The following is a 17,750-nucleotide window of genomic DNA, read 5'->3' on the forward strand; positions in this document are numbered from 1 at the left end:
AGCGGAAAGGAGAATTATATGTCATATCAAATGGCGATAGATTTACTGGAGCGCAGGGGAGTATCAATCTCATCCATCGCTGAGATTGTATATATCTTGCAGTCACCTTACTACCCTAACTTGAGAGAAGAAGAATGTGTGAACAGCGTTAAGGCAGTTCTGTGCAAGAGAGAGGTGCAGTATACGCTAATGACGGGTATAGCGCTCGATGAACTGGCAGAGAAGGGGATGCTTCCGCAACCTCTGCAGGCGGTTATGGAGGCAGATGAATCCCTTTATGGAGCGGATGAGACGTTGGCGCTTGGCATTACCAATGTTTATGGGATGATTGGTCTGACAGGTTTCGGATATCTAGATAAGCTTAAGCTTGGCATCATAGGCCGGTTGAATGACGATCAGAACAGCATTCATGTTTTTTTGGATGATCTCGTTGCCGGGGTGGCCGCTGCGGCTTCCGCCCGGATTGCGCACCGGCATGAAGGAGCTAAGGTATATCCACACCTCTAGGAAAAAAGAGGAAATGTTGAGGTGCACCTTCTCTGAGTTAAGGCTTGCCCTGGTCTTTCATCTAGCGATCTCTCCTGTTGCGGGAAAAAAGAAAACTGTGTTATCATGATTCCATTATACGGGATACGGCTGGGTATTAAGATTGGGGAGGCCTTGCAGGGCATGTGGACGGTAATATATATCGCACCGACCGCCAGAGTGGCGGATATGATTAAGAGCAAGTTAACTGAAGAAGGATTCTTGGTGAAATGCCGTCCGATTAATATGTCCAAGCAGCAATTTGAAATACTGGTGCCTTCTGGAGAGCTTGAGGAAGTGCAGGAAGTCCTTAATCTAATTCTGCATCCCTGATTTATACAAACACGTAAGAGCAGTTCATGACAGCAGCAAGCTGCATAACGCAAATAAACGGCTGGAGAGGTGCCCCGTGTTCAAAGATTTATTTCAGAAAAAACGAAAGTACGCGACTATTCCTTCAGAGCGTGTGGAGCGGAACGGTAAACCGTCTGAAGGAGAACGCCCTAAACGGGAAATTCCTGAAGGACTAATGAGTAAATGCAGCAAGTGCAGTACGATCCAGTACAGCAAAGAGCTGGAAAAAAACCTAAAGGTATGTCCGTCCTGCGGCCATCATATGCGTCTGAACGCTTCAGAGCGTATTGCAATAACACTAGATGGAGAGGGTTTTATCGAGTTCGACAGTGAGATGTCCTCGGTTGATCCGCTTCAATTTCCCGGCTACGCTTCCAAACTGGAGCAGCAGTCTATTAAATCAGGTCAGCCCGATGCCGTGATTACGGGTCAGGGTAGTATTGGTGGCCATTCGGTTATTGTAGCGGTTATGAATTTTGAGTTCTTCTCGGGCAGCATGGGATCGGTTGTTGGGGAGAAAATTACCCGTGCCGTTGAAGAAGCGACCGAGAAACAGTTGCCGCTGCTTATTTTCTCAACTTCTGGCGGGGCCAGAATGCAGGAAAGTATCTTAAGTCTTATGCAGATGGCAAAAACTAGTGCAGCACTTGCCCGGTTCCATGAAGCGGGTGGATTGTTTATATCGGTTATTACAGACCCGACTACAGGTGGCGTTTCTGCAAGCTTTGCTAGTCTGGGAGATATTATTATTGCAGAACCGGGTGCAGTATTTGGCTTTGCCGGTCGAATCGTAATCGAACAGACTATTCGTCAAAAGTTGCCGGATGATTTCCAAACCGCGGAGTTTAATCTGCAGCATGGTCTGCTTGATCTGGTTATTCACCGTAAAGAAATGCGTGCGACATTAACTAAAATTTTGGAAATGCATGATGTGAAAGGGGGATTTTAGCTTGGCAGGAGAGTTGCCTTTTGAAATGCCTCTGGTTGAATTGCGTAAAAAGATAGCCGAACTGAAGCAGTTCGGGGTTGAAAAGGAAATTGATTTCAGTGATGAGGTTGCCCGGCTGGAAGAGCGGTACAGTGTGTTAGAGGAGGAGGTCTATTCCAATATTTCTCCTTCACAGAAAATGCACCTTGCCCGCCATCAGGGACGTCCTACTTCCTTGGATCTTATAGGGTTAATCTTCACTGATTTTATTGAACTGCACGGTGACCGCATGTTTGGCGACGATCTTGCCATAGTAGGCGGTATCGGTAAGCTGAACGGTTTACCGGTTACGATTATCGGCCAGCAACGGGGTAAGGATACGAAAGAAAACATTCTGCGTTTCTTCGGCAGTGCTCACCCTGAGGGCTTCCGTAAGGCGCTTCGTTTGATGCATCAGGCGGACAAGTTCAAACGGCCTATAATTACACTTATTGATACGAAAGGCGCTTATCCAGGCAATACAGCCGAGGAGAGAGGTCAATCCGAGGCAATCGCCCGTAATTTACGGGAGATGTCCCAGCTTGGTGTTCCTGTTATTTGTGTAGTCATTGGTGAAGGCGGCAGCGGTGGAGCTTTGGCATTGGCTGTAGGTAACCGCGTCCTGATGCTGGAGCATGCTATTTATTCAGTAATTTCACCTAACGGAGCAGCATCCATTCTTTGGAAGGATGCAAGCAAAGCGGATCAGGCGGCAGAGGCGATGAAGATTACAGCGGCTGATTTGTTGGGCATGGAAGTCATCGAGGAGATTGTTCCAGAGCCTAAGGGCGGGGCGCATCGTGATTATGAAGCGACGGCGGCAGCTATTAAGGATGCCATATGGCGTCATCTTCAGGAACTTTCTGGTCTGGATAGCGCTGCTCTAAAAGAGGACAGGTACCTCAAATTCCGTAAGATTGGAACCTTTTCTGAAGGTCAGCAGGAGATCATCTCCACAGAATTAGCTATGCTGATCGAAGAATAAGAATGGCGTAATCATTTGCACTTTAAGACATAAATCTATACTTGTCCAACCTGTTTTTAGGGTATTGACCATATTGTCATTTTTTTTCGACGAATAACCCCGGATATACGTTGGGGTTATTTTTATTTTTTCTGGGTTTACCGAAAATTCGACATATATTCACACGAAAAGGTCGCGAAAACATTGATTTTGTGTCCCACTTGCAGTAATATTCATTAGGGTGCAATCAAGGATGTATGTGACAAACTTCCTATGAGAATGCTTAATGTTATAGTAGATTTTGTAGTTGGAAAAAGTGAGACAGAGAGAACGAAAAAACGGAGGAAAACTTAATGCGTAAAAGTAAAATTGTATGTACGATTGGTCCTGCAAGTGAATCGTTGGAAAACACAAAAAAATTGATTTTGGCTGGTATGAATGTAGCTCGTCTGAACTTCTCTCATGGTGATTTCGAGGAGCACGGTGCCCGGATCACTACGATCCGTCAAGCTTGCAAAGAGCTGAACAAAACAGTTGCTATCCTGCTTGATACCAAAGGACCTGAAATTCGCACAGGTAAACTTGCAGTAGAACCTATTGAATTGGTTCAGGATGAGTACCTGACATTGACTACGGAAGAAATCCTTGGAGATCAAAACCGTATCTCGATTACTTACAGCAACCTTCCTAAAGACGTTCAAGTAGGATCCACAATCCTGATCGATGACGGCCTGATTGGTTTGACGGTTGTTGACGTTCAAGGCACAGAAATCAAAACCCGTATTGTTAACGGCGGTACGATTAAGAGCAAAAAAGGTGTTAACGTACCAGGAGTACACATCTCCTTGCCAGGTATTACGGAAAAAGACACCAACGACATTCTTTTCGGGATCGAACAAGACATCGATTTTATCGCCGCTTCCTTCGTTCGTAAAGCTAGCGACGTTCTCGAAATTCGTGCGTTGCTGGAGAAACACAATGCTGCTCACATTCAAATTATTTCCAAAATCGAAAACCAACAAGGTGTTGACAACCTTGACGAGATATTAGCGGTTTCCGATGGCCTGATGGTTGCACGTGGCGACCTCGGTGTGGAAATTCCAGCTGAAGATGTACCTTTGGCTCAAAAATTGATGATTCAAAAATGTAACATTGCCGGTAAACCAGTTATCACTGCAACTCAAATGCTGGATTCCATGCAACGTAACCCGCGTCCTACACGCGCTGAAGCGAGTGACGTAGCGAACGCTATTTTTGACGGAACAGATGCAATCATGCTTTCCGGCGAAACAGCTGCTGGTAAGTACCCAGTTGAATCCGTTCTTACAATGTCCCGCATTGCTGAGAAAGCGGAGTCTGCTCTTAACCACCGCGAAATCTTCATGAAGCAACAAATCGCACAAGAAACAACAGTTACTGAAGCAATCAGCCAATCCGTTGCTATTTCCGCACTGGATCTGAATGCTAAGGCTATCATTTCTTCGACTGTAACAGGTCACACAGCTCGTGTAGTTTCTAAATACCGTCCTAAATCGCCGATCATCGCGGTAACGACTCAAGAAAGAACTATGCGTCAATTGGCCTTGGTATGGGGCGTAACTCCGGTTCATGGTCTGGAAGCTTCTTCTACGGACGAGCTTCTTGAAACAGCTGTTAAAGGCGGAATTGATTCCGGTCTGGTAACAGCTGGAGATCTAGTTGTTATTACAGCGGGTATCCCGTTGGGACGTTCCGGTTCCACAAACTTGGTTAAGGTAACTCAAATTCCTAACGCTTAAATTTTTCGGGAGTATATCCCTACTTATGTTTTATCCAAAAAGCAATGGTGTGTAACTCACCATTGCTTTTTTTTGATGATTGATCCTTTAAGAAGATCGGGTTATGCTATTCTATGGGGAATATGAGGAATGGATGTTTAGTCAATTAAGGATGGAGAGGACTTAGAGCTTAAATGAAAAAATTATTGAAACTGCGCGGATTTTATCTGTTTCTGGGATTAGCCGGCGGTTCGTTCGGTCCTTATCTGACATCACTTCTTGTTCATAATGGATTAGATAGCGGGCAAATCGGAATGCTAATGGCGACCGGAACATTCATCGCAATCACCATTCAGCCGATGTGGGGCATTATTTCCGATCGGTATAATCAGACCCGTTTGGTGCTTATTTTAAGTGTTGCTGTTCCCGCTCTGTTAGCTGTATTTTATCGGTCTGAATATTTCTTTGTACTCATGTTGGTTTTCACACTGTCGACAATTTTCTCATCCACACAGGCCCCTATCGCTGATTCTTACGCGATTGCAGCAGCCAAGCGGGCGGGTTCTACATATGGGAGTATTCGGCTTATGCTAAGTATTGGAGCGGCTATGGGGAGTCTTATCGGGGCTAAATATGTATCAACGTTCTCTTTATCAACTATATGGATACCTTTCTTGCTATTTAATACGCTAGCCGTCCTCATTGCACTGAGCTTGCCGAAGCAGGCGGAAGAGAATCATATGATGAGTCAATCCTTTTCCCAGGGAGTTCGGCAGCTCATTAGGAATCGTGTGTTTTTGGCCTTCCTTGGCGGGAGTTTACTTGTGAATCAGACTATGACGGCGTTTGGCACGTACTTTGTAGTAGCCTTTCAGTCTGTCGGTGGATCCATGCAGTATGCAGGGATTGCCTTGTTCATTGCATCCGTTACAAACGTTCCGTCTATGTTGTTGGCTTCGAAGGTCATTAAGAAACTGGGTAGAGAACGTACCTTACTGATCGGAGCCTTAATCTATGTTCTTCGGTGGGGGATTCAGGTTGCCTTCCCGTACCCCTCTGTTATGATCGGAGTCCAGGTGTTACATGGTTTTTCCTTCGGACTTTTCTATATATCAGCGGTGGAGTATGTTTCCCAGATAACCTCATCGGACATGCAGGCTACGGGCCAAAGTATTTTTAACATGGTGTTTTCGGGATTTGCAGGAATTCTAGGAAATGTGCTAAACGGTTTTTTGCTCGACCAGGGCGGAGTAAATGCCATGAATCTTTCCTGCGTGATTAGTTCTGCTGCGGGTGCGGTTCTGTTAGTCTATGTGGCCCGAAACACCAGCCGTAAACTACCGATTATATCCAACGATGTCGGCTTCTAGACATCCCTTGCCGGCTTCGATTTACAAAAAGGGGGTATTTTGCTCAATGAGCTCACGTAATATAAATCACACCAGCCGCTGGTATCCCACATCCTTTCGGGTTCGTTATCAGGAAACTGACCAAATGGGTGTTGTGTATCATGCCAATTATTTGAACTGGTTTGAAATCGGACGCACAGAAATGCTGCGTGAGTTGGGTTTCACATATCGTGAGATGGAGAACGGTGGAGTTTTTCTCCCCGTTACCTCGGCAGATTTGCAATTTAAAAGTCCGGCGAGATATGATGATCTTGTCGTAGTCTTTGCACGCTTAACCAACTTTGCAGCACTTAGAGTCGTTTTTGAATATGAGATCCGGCGCCTTCCGAAGGAAGGGAGCCTTATTCCGGGAGAATTAGCGGGAAATGCGGAGCAGGTCGAACCTCTCAATCCCAACAGTTCTTCAGGCGAATTGCTTGTGAGCGGATCTACGAGCCATGTATGGCTGAATAAGGATTGGAAGCCTACCCGGTTGGACAGAGCTCTTCCTGAGCTGTTTCAGGGTATTATAGGGGCGCTTCGGGAAGAAGGAGGAGCAGTATGATAAGAAACAAATGGTTGTGGCCGGCTTTATTTGTGGTCCCGGCTGTGGAGTTATTCGGTTTTGTCCTTGTTTCCAGTTACCTCGGAGCACCCAAAACATTACTGCTTCTAGTGTTCACTTCAATCATCGGATTGCTGATGATGCGTTTTGAAGGCAAAAAAGTTTTACAGGACAGCAGGCAGCAAATGCAAGAGGGCCAGGTGCCGGGACGGACCATGTTGGATGGATTATGTATTTTTTTCGGAGGTTTTCTATTAATTCTGCCAGGATTCGTAACCGACATTATTGGTTTTACTTTAGTTTTTCCATTGACCCGTCCTCTTTACCGGGGATTTTTACTGAAGTGGATTGAAAAAAAGATGAAGAATGGAACTTTTACCTTATATCGCAGATAGAATGTACACATTCTAGAAATGCCAAAGGGCGGGAACTGTCATTGATGACAGGCCCGCTCTTTTTTTTGGTGTTGCCTATATACCTGATTCAGATTTAATTGTATTTCATACAGCTAAAGTCGCTTATGGAGCACAGAACCATTGTTTAAGTGCACTTTATACAGCTATATTCGCGATAAACGGCTGGTAAGTAGGTTCACCTACGTTTTAAGTGTATTGAGTGCAACTAAAGTCTGTTACAGCCTTCTTTTAAGTCAAATAGCTGTATATTGTGCAACTAACCTTTGAAGTGTTTGCATAAATCCCGCCCTCAATGCAATCTCCCGCTGACAATGTAGTTGCGCAGCCCCCGGAAGACACCAGCCCGATTGAAGGCATCTAGGATGACCAGAATTACAGGTCCTATAATAAGCCCCAGCACCCCGAAAACTTGGAGTCCGGCGAACATGCCGATCAGCATAGCCAATGGATCCAGCCCGATGCTGCTGGCCAGAACCTTAGGCTCAAGGACTTGCCGTACGATCAGAATAATCGCAAAGAGAATAGACAGCCCCACACCCAGCGCCAAGTTCCCTGTCACGTAAGAATAAACTGCCCAAGGAAGCATTACGATACCTACGCCCAAGTAAGGCAGCAGGTCCACAAAACCGATCATCAGACCTATCGCTAAGGCAGACTTAACACCCAATAGCAGGAGTCCGATAATGACAATCATAGCTGTAATCGAGATGAGAATCAGCTGGGCACGCAGGTACCCTACAAGGGCCTTGCGCAGGTCCTGCCAAATGTCGGATAGGGGTCTTTTTACAGGTTCCGGAAGCCAGCCGGATAGCTTATCATTATGCTTCTCCCAACTCATACTGATGAAAAAGGCTGCCAGAACAACCACTATCATAATCGTACCCAGGCTTGGGAGGGAGGAGATTAAGTTAAGTAGTATGTTGAAAAAACCAGTGACTAACTGTGTTACTGCATAACCCACAGTCTCTGTGGTACGGCTGATATTGCTGTCTATGGTGGCATGATAATCCGGGTTGTCATGGTAGAATTGATTGATTTGATTCAGTATATTTTGGATACTTGCATTCCGGCTCCAAGATAGAAGCAACTCCCTCCATTCGTCCGTATGAAGATGAAGTGTTTGAGTTAACACGACCAATTCCTTCACCAGACGGGTAATCAAGGCGGTCAGTACCAGCGCCGTTCCTCCGATATAAAAGAGCAGTGACATGATCACTGCCAGCCACCCTGGAAGCTTAAACTGCCGCAGAATCTGGATAAGAGGGTGCATAATGTACGCTAGCAACCAGGCGAGCAGTAAGGGATATAGCAATGGCATCAATATATAGAGTGCCAGCAGAAGGGTGATGGTGGCCACAACAACCCAAAGGCCGCGCAGCAGTCTTTTCAGCATCAAAGAATCCATGCCGAGTGCTCCTTTCGTATACGATCAGGAAGTATAAAGTTCTTGGACTTTTGGACTAGATATGCTCGTCTTATGTATATTCACTCCAGGGATATTAAGACTAGCGATTGCGGATGGAGGGGGAAAAGATGGGGTTAACTTATACACTGAAAGCGCAAACATGAAACAATTTTTCAGAAGTTTTTTTCTATCTGTCCGATAAAATCATTTGATGCGTGGTAAAGCTTCCACGTTGTTCACATAACCGTCAAAATCCGTTATGATGATTAAAGACTTAAAGCGCAAGTTGGGTTGTACCCCAAGAGAAAATGTGATAGTCACTTTTTTATAATGGCAATATTTCAAATTGTAAATGTTTTCATGAAGTACCGAAGGGCTTTCAAATACCCCTGCAAGCAAAGGAGAGAGTATACTATGACAGTTACTAAAGGTCTGGAAGGCATTGTAGCAACTACTTCCTCCATCAGCTCTATTGTTGATGGCGTATTGACTTATCGCGGTTATGATATTGATGATCTTGCGGAAAATGCCAGCTTTGAGGAAACTGCTTATTTGCTGTGGTTTGGCAGCCTACCGACTTCAGCTGAGCTTGGAACTCTAAGTCGGGATCTTAGCGCGTTTGCTCCAATTCCGGAGCAGGTGATTGAACAAATGAAGCTGTATCCCAAAGATACAAATACGATGGCAGCGCTGCGGACTGCTATATCCAGCTTAGCTTTGTATGATGATGCTGCTGATGATATGAGTCGTGAGGCTAATGAGATCAAAGCCGTAAAACTGCAGGCTCAGCTTCCTACTGTGGTGGCTGCACTTGCACGTATTCGTAAGAGTCTAGAACCGGTGGCTCCAAAAGAAGGCGCTTCCATCGCTGAGAACTTCTTATATATGTTATGGGGGAAGCAGCCTGACATCGTATCGGTGAAGGCACTGGATGCTGCACTTGTACTGCATGCTGACCATGAGCTTAATGCGTCCACCTTTGCCGGACGGGTGACAGTTGCAACTTTGTCAGATATTTATTCTGGTGTTACGTCTGCTATTGGCGCTCTGAAGGGTCCTCTGCACGGTGGTGCTAATGAAGCTGTAATGAAGATGCTGGAGGAGATTGGAACTCTTGATGCCGTGGAGCCTTTCGTCCGTGGGAAGCTGGAGCGCCGCGAGAAAATTATGGGCTTTGGTCACCGTGTGTATAAGAATGGCGATCCCCGTGCGAAGCACTTGATGAAGATGTCGCTGGAACTTGGTACAATGAAAGGCGATACTACTCTGTATGATATGTCTGTTAAGATTGAAGACCTAATCACCGGGCAAAAAGGTCTTAAGCCAAATGTGGATTTCTACTCGGCTTCGGTGTATACACAGCTTGGAATTGAACGTGAATTGTTCACACCGATCTTTGCGATTAGCCGGGTTTCAGGATGGACAGCGCATATTTTGGAGCAGTATGGAGACAATCGGATTATTCGTCCACGCGCAGAATACACCGGTCTTGTAGAACAAAAATACGTACCGATTGAGCAAAGGTAGTACAGTCTAACCACATAGCTATCAAATTTTGAAGGAGGAACACACACAAATGTTGAAATTGGAAAAATACGATCTGCCAACAGAAGGCGAACAAATTACGATCGAGGACGGTAAGCTACAGGTTCCTAATCATCCGATTATTCCTTTTATAGAGGGTGACGGCACGGGCCGTGACATTTGGAAAGCCTCCAAACGGGTGCTGGATGCGGCGGTTGCCAAAGCATACGGCGGTACTAAACAAATTGCCTGGTACGAAGTGTTTGCCGGCGAGAAAGCCTTCAATACATATGGTGAATGGCTGCCAAATGATACTTTGGAGGCAATTCGTGAGTATTTCGTAGCTATAAAAGGACCGTTGACTACACCAATCGGTGGCGGTATTCGTTCTCTGAATGTGGCGCTGCGCCAAGAGTTGGATTTGTACGTTTGTTTGCGGCCAGTACGTTACTTCGACGGGGTTCCTTCCCCGGTAAAACATCCTGAGCTTGTTGATATGGTAATTTTCCGTGAAAACACTGAAGATATTTATGCCGGAATCGAATATCAGGAAGGTTCAGCTGAGGTGAAGAAGGTTATCGAGTTCCTGCAGAATGAAATGGGCGTTAACAAAATCCGTTTCCCGGAAACCTCAGGTATCGGTATTAAGCCAGTTTCCAAAGAAGGTTCTAAGCGACTTGTTCGTTCTGCTGTAGAATATGCAATCAAACATGGACGCAAGAGCGTAACGCTTGTTCATAAAGGCAATATCATGAAATATACCGAAGGAGCCTTCAAGAATTGGGGCTATGAAGTTGCTGAGCAGGAGTTCGGTGACAAAGTATTCACATGGAACCAATACGATGTTATTAAGGAAAAAGAGGGTGAAGCTGCAGCAAATGCGGCTCAGAAGGAAGCCCTGGACTCCGGCAAAATCCTCATCAAGGATGCTATTGCCGATATAGCTTTACAACAGGTATTAACTCGTCCAACGGATTTTGATGTGATCGCAACGCTGAACCTTAACGGTGATTATCTGTCTGATGCGCTTGCAGCTCAAATCGGCGGTATCGGTATTGCTCCGGGAGCGAACATTAATTACTTAACCGGACATGCCATTTTCGAGGCGACTCATGGTACAGCTCCTAAATACGCAGATAAAGATGTGGTGAACCCTGGTTCGGTTATATTATCCGGTGTAATGCTGCTTGAACATTTGGGCTGGCAGGAAGCGGCTGACCTCATCTACAAAGGGATGAGCACAGCCATTAACAATAAGACCGTAACTTATGACTTCGCCCGTCAGATGGAAGGCGCAACGGAGTTGAAATGCTCGGCATTCGCAGACGAAGTTATCAACCATCTGTAGGATCGAAGTGATTTCGAGGGAAGCAATGCTGATACAAAACTTAAGGTTATGTTTACGAAGCTAGTTTTGTACGAAGTAAATTCGAAGAAGATTACGCATAACAAAACTTAAGGTTATGCTTACGAAGCTAGTTTTGTACGAAGTAAATTCGAAGAAGATTACGCATAACAAAACTTTTAGGAGGACGACTCGTGGCAATCAAACGTAATAAAATCACAGTCGTGGGTGCCGGTTTTACCGGCGCTACCACGGCGCTTATGCTGGCTCAAAAGGAACTTGGTAACGTAGTACTGATTGATATCCCGCAACTGGAGAATCCAACCAAAGGCAAGGCTCTGGATATGATGGAAGCAAGTCCGGTACAAAAGTTTGACAGCACGATTACTGGAACATCGAACTATGATGATGCTGCAGACTCTGATATCGTGATTATCACAGCGGGCGTAGCCCGCAAGCCGGGTATGAGCCGCGATGATTTGGTCAACACCAATGCTGGAATTGTTAAGTCTGTTTGTGAGAACATTAAGCGCGTGGCACCAGAATCTATTGTTATTATTTTAAGTAATCCGGTAGATGCTATGACTTACGTTGCCTACAATACATTGGGCTTTCCGAAGAATCGCGTGATCGGACAATCGGGTGTCCTGGATACGGCCCGTTATTGTACCTTTATTGCCCAGGAACTTAATGTATCTGTTGAGGATATCCGTGGATTTGTACTTGGCGGCCATGGTGATGATATGGTGCCGTTAGTACGTTATTCCAGCGTAGGCGGTATTCCTATTGACACTTTGATTCCGGCGGAGCGCATAGCTGAGATTGTTCAACGTACACGTGTTGGCGGCGGAGAAATTGTGAACCTGTTGGGTAACGGCAGTGCTTATTATGCTCCTGCAGCTTCTCTGGTACAGATGACGGAAGCAATATTGAAAGATAAAAAGCGTATTATCCCGGTCATTGCCTTCTTGGAAGGTGAATATGGCTACGACGGTTTGTTTATGGGTGTTCCTACGCTTCTGGGAGCAAACGGTATCGAGAAAATTTTTGAGCTTGAACTGACGGCTGAGGAGAAAGCGGCATTGGATAAATCCGCAGATTCTGTACGTGCCGTTACATCGGTAGTATCCGTGTAGAATGAATTTCACGAAAAAATGATAGGAATATCGAGAAATCCCCAACTTTTCAACTTAAAGTGGGGACTTCTTTTCTTCTCACTACTTTATGGGTATAATTAAGTGAAGTTGTAATTTATATCATAGTATAAGTTGAGGAGGTATGTTATGAGTCATGTTTTCTTTTTCTTACATATGATCGGGATGCTGGCACTGGGATTTTATCTGGTACTGCCTTTCATTCTAGGTCGAGTAGAGAAACTCTCTGCGCCTGCTAAGGAAGGGACGCTAAGCGCGATAGGCGGGCTTAACCGTTTTGCTCAGTACGGTCTTGTAATCCAACTGATTACCGGTGGTTATTTGATGTCACAGGGTGAGTATTCCGTGGTATGGATGATTATCGTGGTTGTGCTTCTGTTGGCTTTGTTTGCTATTGGCGGCATTATGAGTAAACCGCTGCGTCTGGCGGCGGCAGGAATCCGTGAGAACCGGGATGTATCCGCGGAAACCGGCAAGATTCGCACCTTGAGTGCAGTGTTGTCTGTTACCCTGCTGTTAATGGTGTTCTTCATGGTGTATAACCAGATTGTCTAAAACTCTTGTGAGTTATCAACAAAAACCCGCCTCCTAATTTGGAGTGCGGGTTTTTGCATCTAGCGCATTTTAATCTGTTACGAACAAGATTATAGTAGTTCCTCGAGTTCGAAAACCTTATTTTTCTCGAAATCACTAATGATCTGGGGTAATAATAGCGTTTTAATTTGATCTTTGGTGCACCATCGGTAATCCAAGTGCTCTTTGGATAGTTGGACGGTGGTTTCATTCGTTCTGCATAAATATGTAAGAATAACAACCTGTCTAGTAGAGTCAGTCATAAATGTAGCTGCATATAAAATATTCCCGACGGAAACGGTTAATCCAGTCTCCTCTTTAATCTCTCGAACCAGAGCAGCTTCCAACCCTTCCCCGAATTCAATCTTGCCACCTGCGCACTCCCAGGTTCCAGCACCGATATAATCATCATCAGCACGTTGTACAAGCAGGATCTTACCTTCCTTCAGGATTACTCCTTTCACAGCAACAATCAGGCTTCGACCATTTGACACCATCTTGAGTGATTCCCCTCCTAAGCAAGCATTAATTCCAGAACTATATATATTCATTATAATGGATAATCAGATTCGTATAACCTCTTTCTCCATGTTGTTTAGTTTTCGCTCAGCGTGGTAATTAACATATCGTAACGAAACGTATAAATCGAGACACTAGAGCCATGCTAAGACAATTAGTGTCTATCCAATTGCACAGCGAGAGGAGAACGAGATGATGAGCAGTAATCAAACAAAGAAAACTTTACCACCCCAGGAGCAGGACCGTCAGCCAGGATTGGAAAGTGAAATGAACCCGCACCCTAAATATGAACCGGCGAATTATAAGGCAGCAGGCAAGTTGTTGGGCAAAGCAGCACTTATAACAGGCGGCGATAGCGGGATTGGCCGTGCGGTAGCCGTTCTTTTTGCCAAAGAAGGAGCTGATGTAGTCATCTCCTACTTGGATGAACACGGGGATGCAGAGGAAACCAAACGTCAGGTAGAACAGGAAGGCCGCAAATGCGTTCTGATCTCCGGTGATATCGGGGTTGAAGCGTTCTGTCAGGATCTTATCAACAAGACAGTAGAAGGCCTTGGCAAGCTGGATATTCTTATAAATAATGCTGCTGAACAGCATCCGCAAAAAAATATTGAAGATATTACATCCGAGCAATTAGAGCGTACGTTCCGTACGAACATTTTCTCGATGTTTTATTTGACGAAAGCAGCAATGCCGCATTTAAAATCAGGTTCTACGATCATCAACACCACATCAATTACAGCTTATAAAGGCAACCCTATGTTACTGGATTATTCATCTACCAAGGGTGCTATACTGAGCTTCACTCGTTCACTGTCCGCCAATCTGGTGGAAAAAGGCATCCGGGTAAACGCCGTTGCTCCAGGACCGATCTGGACACCGCTTATCCCCTCTACCTTTGACGCAAAACAGGTCAGTGAATTTGGTGCATCACAGCCGATGAAGCGTCCGGGTCAACCAGAGGAGCTTGCTCCAGCTTATGTATATCTGGCATCCGATGACTCCACTTATGTAAGTGGACAGGTTATTCATGTTAACGGCGGCGAGGTCGTTAACGGATAGAGATCACCTGTTATTTGGTAACTTGTCTTACAAGAAGACCCTGATCCTGATGCAATCGGATCAGGGTCTTCTTGTGTCTCTAACTATGAGCACAAAAGAGAAGGTATTATATAGAGGTAGATTATGTTAATATTAAGTTCGTTAGTAATTACATATTGTATGGTCACTAGGGGTGCCGCAAGGCTGAGACGGACGTTATTCATGTTCGGACCCTTTGAACCTGATCTGGATTATACCAGCGTAGGGAAGTGGAGAACGAATAACTGTAACAGGCTTTTATTAGCCCTATTTCTATACAGATTCCGACTGCCTTCCATCCGGGGGGCAGTTTTTTTGCGTTTCTGAACGGAATTGCAAGGGTGACGAATCAAAGACTGGGGGTTAAGTATGGCACAAGCTGAAATCCATCTGATTTCGGATGGGAAACTTCCTTTATCGCAATTTATTGAAATAGTAGAAGCAACACATCCGCTGCTGGATTATATCCATCTGCGTGAGAAGCATCGCTCGGCCCGTGAACTAATCGCGGCGGCAGAAGAATTGCTTAGAGTCGGCCTCCCTCCGGCTAAGTTAATCATTAACGACCGGATAGATGTGGCCTTGGCTGTTGGGGCTCGGGGTGTACAGCTGCCCTGGCATAGCCTAACTCCCGCTGAAGCTCGGGCGGTTGCTCCCCATTTACGTCTGGGAAGGTCGATCCACTCTCCACAAGAGGCCGAGAAGGGAAGCTCTCAGGGAGCCAACTTCTGCTTGTTTGGGCATGTATTTCTCTCGGACAGTAAACCGGGACAGCCTGAAAGGGGGTTAGCCCAGCTTGCTCAGACTGTGCGAATCAGTCGCATACCTGTAATTGCCATAGGAGGAATCACCCCTGATCATGTATCCCAGATCATGAAGCAGGGAGCGGCAGGCATTGCAGTGATGTCCGGTATTTGCGGTTCGAATGATCCCTTATCAGCCGCAAAGGCTTATCGTACATCACTTCAAGTTACATTAGAATCCAAGCTGGCAGAGGAGGTGAGTATGCATGAATCTGCTCATTAACGGTACCGCTAAGGATTATTCCGATAGCTGTAGGACGGTATCGGATTTGATGAACCGTCCTGAATGGTCCGGACGCCTAATCATAGTGGAACTTAACGGAGAAATTGTCAGCAGAGAAAACTATGAGATCACCCCCCTTGCCGATGGAGACCGCATAGAGGTGGTTCATTTTGTCGGTGGAGGCTGATTTTCTAATCGTACTTCAATTCATATCAGGGAGGTTGTTTTTTTTATGCATGACCCATTAGTAATTGGTGGTACCACTTTATCCAGTAGACTATTCATTGGAACCGGCAAATATAGCCGAAATACCCTAATTCCTGAGGTGATCAACCGATCCGGTTCTCAGGTTATTACAGTCGCGCTCCGCCGGGTGGATCTGACAGGTGGAGAAGAAAATATCATGAAACACATTCCTTCACATATGACACTCCTTCCAAATACTTCTGGAGCGCGTACAGCAGAAGAGGCGGTACGTATCGCCAGACTTGCAAGAGCTGCGGGGTTGGGGAATTGGGTGAAAATAGAAGTCATTAACGATCAGAAATACTTGCTCCCGGATAATCTGGAGACGATCCGGGCTACTGAAATTTTGGCGGCGGAAGGTTTTGTAGTCCTACCATATATGAGCCCGGATTTGTCTGCGGCTATTCGTCTAAGGGATGCAGGCGCTGCGGCCGTGATGCCGCTCGGGGCTCCGATTGGTACGAACCGCGGCCTCAGAACCAAAGAACTGATCCGCATCCTCATCGAAGAGGTGAACCTTCCTATCATTGTAGACGCCGGAATTGGCAGACCCTCTGAAGCCGCCGAAGCGATGGAGATGGGTGCTGCGGCCGTGCTTCTGAATACGGCTATCGCTACAGCCCGTGATCCGCTGGGAATGGCTGAAGCTTTCCGTGATGCTATAAGCGCAGGCCGTAAAGCTTATTTGGCCGGTCTGGGTCCTGTTGAAGAAGTAGCGGCAGCTTCTTCACCGTTGACCGGCTTTCTTAGCTAGGTTCATAGATATTTTGAAATGAGGGATGGGTGTGAGCTTTTACGAAACACTGGGAAGATTGGAACAGTATCCGTACGTACAGCTATGGAAGGAATATACTTCAGATGATGTTCGGCGTGCATTAAGCAAGGATAGGTTGGACGAAGCGGATTTATTGGCACTACTTTCTCCGGCTGCAGATCCGCTGCTAGAGAATATAGCTCAAAAAGCACAACAACTTACCCGAGCACATTTTGGCCACGCGATGCAGCTATTCACACCCATGTACTTGGCTGACTTTTGTGTGAATCACTGTACCTATTGCAGCTTCAGCTCGATCTACGACTTTCCGCGCAAGAAGCTGTCGTTGGATGAAGTGAGACGGGAGGCGGAGAACATTGCTGCCACAGGCTTGCGCCATATCCTGATTTTGACCGGGGAATCCCGAAAGGATAATCCTGTTTCTTATATCAAGGACTGTGTAGAGGTGCTGCGTGAGTATTTTTCCTCCATCAGCATTGAGATTAACCCGTTGGCTACCGCAGAATATCAAGAGCTTCTGGAGGCAGGCGTGGACGGATTGACTCTTTACCAGGAAGTCTATCATCAGGAAACCTACAAAGAGCTACATGTAAAGGGTCCCAAGAGAAATTATCGTAACCGTCTAGATGCCCCTGAACGCGGCTGCCAGGCTGGATTTCGTTCCGTTAACATAGGCGCTTTGCTGGGTATGCATGATTGGAGGCAGGAAGCATTCCTTAGCGCGATGCATGCCCGATATCTGCAAGACCGTTATCCGGATTGTGAGATCAGTCTTTCCACTCCAAGATTTCGGCCTTACCTAGGAGAGTTTAACCCGGAGTGCGATGTGTCGGATCGTTCGTTAGTACAGATTATTTTGGCGTATCGGCTATTTCTGCCGCGTTCGGGCATAACTCTCTCTACCCGGGAACCAGCAGCTCTCCGCGATCATTTAATTCATCTGGGTATCACTAAGATGTCCGCCGGAGTATCCACTGAAGTAGGGGGACATACGCTAGAAGGCGGAACTCCCCAATTTGAAATTTCGGACAGCCGGAGTGTGCAAGAGATTACAGAAATGCTGTATGTAAACAGCTTCCAACCGGTATTTAAAGACTGGGATATACTGGTGGAGCCTGCCCCGACTCCTACTTAAAAAAGTGTCATAAACGCCACCTCTGCACGATA

At 46.0% G+C, this 17,750-nt stretch carries 19 protein-coding genes and 1 riboswitch; of the genes, 17 read left to right on the forward strand and 2 right to left on the reverse strand.

The window, feature by feature from the left end; all coding sequences use genetic code 11:
* Nucleotides 1–18: 18 nt before the first annotated feature.
* The 8 genes from PWYN_RS15600 (at nt 19) to PWYN_RS15635 (ending at nt 6,915) form a co-directional block, all read left to right on the forward strand.
* A complete protein-coding gene (locus PWYN_RS15600; RefSeq protein WP_036653947.1) occupies nt 19–507 on the forward strand; it encodes a phosphatidylglycerophosphatase A family protein in 489 nt (162 codons plus the stop codon).
* 162 nt (nt 508–669) lie between these two features.
* Entirely contained in the window at nt 670–858 is a 189-nt protein-coding gene (locus PWYN_RS15605; protein ID WP_036653950.1) for a hypothetical protein, read from the forward strand.
* Nucleotides 859–934: 76 nt separating this feature from the next.
* Entirely contained in the window at nt 935–1,828 is an 894-nt protein-coding gene (accD, locus tag PWYN_RS15610; RefSeq protein ID WP_036653953.1) for an acetyl-CoA carboxylase, carboxyltransferase subunit beta, read from the forward strand.
* A gap of 1 nt (nt 1,829) precedes the next feature.
* Nucleotides 1,830–2,831: an acetyl-CoA carboxylase carboxyltransferase subunit alpha gene (locus PWYN_RS15615; RefSeq protein WP_036653955.1), complete on the forward strand. Its 1,002-nt coding sequence runs from the start codon at nt 1,830–1,832 to the stop codon at nt 2,829–2,831.
* 332 nt (nt 2,832–3,163) lie between these two features.
* Nucleotides 3,164–4,588 carry a pyruvate kinase gene (pyk, locus tag PWYN_RS15620; protein ID WP_036653956.1) on the forward strand — a complete coding sequence of 475 codons (1,425 nt, stop codon included), beginning with the start codon at nt 3,164–3,166 and terminating at the stop codon, nt 4,586–4,588.
* Between the two features lie 173 nt (nt 4,589–4,761).
* Entirely contained in the window at nt 4,762–5,937 is a 1,176-nt protein-coding gene (locus PWYN_RS15625) for an MFS transporter (RefSeq protein ID WP_036653957.1), read from the forward strand.
* Between the two features lie 46 nt (nt 5,938–5,983).
* Nucleotides 5,984–6,520: an acyl-CoA thioesterase gene (locus PWYN_RS15630; protein ID WP_036653958.1), complete on the forward strand. Its 537-nt coding sequence runs from the start codon at nt 5,984–5,986 to the stop codon at nt 6,518–6,520.
* Nucleotides 6,517–6,915: an FxsA family protein gene (locus PWYN_RS15635; protein ID WP_036653959.1), complete on the forward strand. Its 399-nt coding sequence runs from the start codon at nt 6,517–6,519 to the stop codon at nt 6,913–6,915. The genes PWYN_RS15630 and PWYN_RS15635 overlap by 4 nt, the downstream gene beginning before the upstream one ends.
* 310 nt (nt 6,916–7,225) lie before the next feature.
* On the opposite strand, the gene ytvI is transcribed toward PWYN_RS15635, so the two are convergent.
* Nucleotides 7,226–8,341 carry a sporulation integral membrane protein YtvI gene (ytvI, locus tag PWYN_RS15640; protein ID WP_036653960.1) on the reverse strand — a complete coding sequence of 372 codons (1,116 nt, stop codon included), beginning with the start codon at nt 8,339–8,341 and terminating at the stop codon, nt 7,226–7,228.
* 414 nt (nt 8,342–8,755) lie between these two features.
* On the opposite strand from ytvI, the gene PWYN_RS15645 reads away from it, so the two are divergent.
* From PWYN_RS15645 to PWYN_RS15660, 4 genes are all read left to right on the forward strand, one after another.
* A complete protein-coding gene (locus PWYN_RS15645; protein WP_036653964.1) occupies nt 8,756–9,868 on the forward strand; it encodes a citrate/2-methylcitrate synthase in 1,113 nt (370 codons plus the stop codon).
* A gap of 49 nt (nt 9,869–9,917) precedes the next feature.
* Entirely contained in the window at nt 9,918–11,213 is a 1,296-nt protein-coding gene (gene icd / locus PWYN_RS15650; RefSeq protein WP_036653965.1) for an NADP-dependent isocitrate dehydrogenase, read from the forward strand.
* Between the two features lie 191 nt (nt 11,214–11,404).
* Nucleotides 11,405–12,346 carry a malate dehydrogenase gene (gene mdh, locus PWYN_RS15655; RefSeq protein ID WP_036653967.1) on the forward strand — a complete coding sequence of 314 codons (942 nt, stop codon included), beginning with the start codon at nt 11,405–11,407 and terminating at the stop codon, nt 12,344–12,346.
* Between the two features lie 147 nt (nt 12,347–12,493).
* On the forward strand, nt 12,494–12,919 hold the full coding sequence (locus PWYN_RS15660) for a hypothetical protein (RefSeq protein ID WP_036653969.1): 426 nt from the start codon (nt 12,494–12,496) through the stop codon (nt 12,917–12,919).
* A gap of 89 nt (nt 12,920–13,008) precedes the next feature.
* Here the strand turns inward: PWYN_RS15660 and PWYN_RS15665 are convergent, their stop codons facing one another.
* Entirely contained in the window at nt 13,009–13,434 is a 426-nt protein-coding gene (locus PWYN_RS15665; RefSeq protein ID WP_036653972.1) for an NUDIX hydrolase, read from the reverse strand.
* 214 nt (nt 13,435–13,648) lie between these two features.
* Here PWYN_RS15665 and PWYN_RS15670 point away from each other — a divergent pair, with 214 nt between their 5' ends.
* The 5 genes from PWYN_RS15670 to thiH all read left to right on the forward strand — a co-directional run bounded on the left by PWYN_RS15670 (nt 13,649) and on the right by thiH (nt 17,718).
* On the forward strand, nt 13,649–14,518 hold the full coding sequence (locus PWYN_RS15670) for an SDR family oxidoreductase (RefSeq protein ID WP_420805767.1): 870 nt from the start codon (nt 13,649–13,651) through the stop codon (nt 14,516–14,518).
* Nucleotides 14,519–14,676: 158 nt separating this feature from the next.
* Nucleotides 14,677–14,782: riboswitch (TPP riboswitch) on the forward strand.
* A 123-nt stretch (nt 14,783–14,905) separates the two neighbouring features.
* On the forward strand, nt 14,906–15,562 hold the full coding sequence (locus tag PWYN_RS15675; protein WP_036653978.1) for a thiamine phosphate synthase: 657 nt from the start codon (nt 14,906–14,908) through the stop codon (nt 15,560–15,562).
* On the forward strand, nt 15,546–15,749 hold the full coding sequence (gene thiS / locus PWYN_RS15680; RefSeq protein ID WP_036653982.1) for a sulfur carrier protein ThiS: 204 nt from the start codon (nt 15,546–15,548) through the stop codon (nt 15,747–15,749). The genes PWYN_RS15675 and thiS overlap by 17 nt, the downstream gene beginning before the upstream one ends.
* A 45-nt stretch (nt 15,750–15,794) precedes the next feature.
* The gene (locus tag PWYN_RS15685; protein WP_036653983.1) at nt 15,795–16,562 is read left to right on the forward strand and encodes a thiazole synthase; all 768 of its coding nucleotides are present in this window, start codon (nt 15,795–15,797) and stop codon (nt 16,560–16,562) included.
* Nucleotides 16,563–16,593: 31 nt separating this feature from the next.
* Nucleotides 16,594–17,718, forward strand: a complete 1,125-nt coding sequence (thiH, locus tag PWYN_RS15690) for a 2-iminoacetate synthase ThiH (protein ID WP_036653985.1) — start codon at nt 16,594–16,596, stop codon at nt 17,716–17,718.
* The last annotated feature ends 32 nt before the right edge of the window (nt 17,719–17,750 follow it).

This window comes from Paenibacillus wynnii (assembly GCF_000757885.1).
Lineage (GTDB): Bacteria > Bacillota > Bacilli > Paenibacillales > Paenibacillaceae > Paenibacillus_AQ > Paenibacillus_AQ wynnii.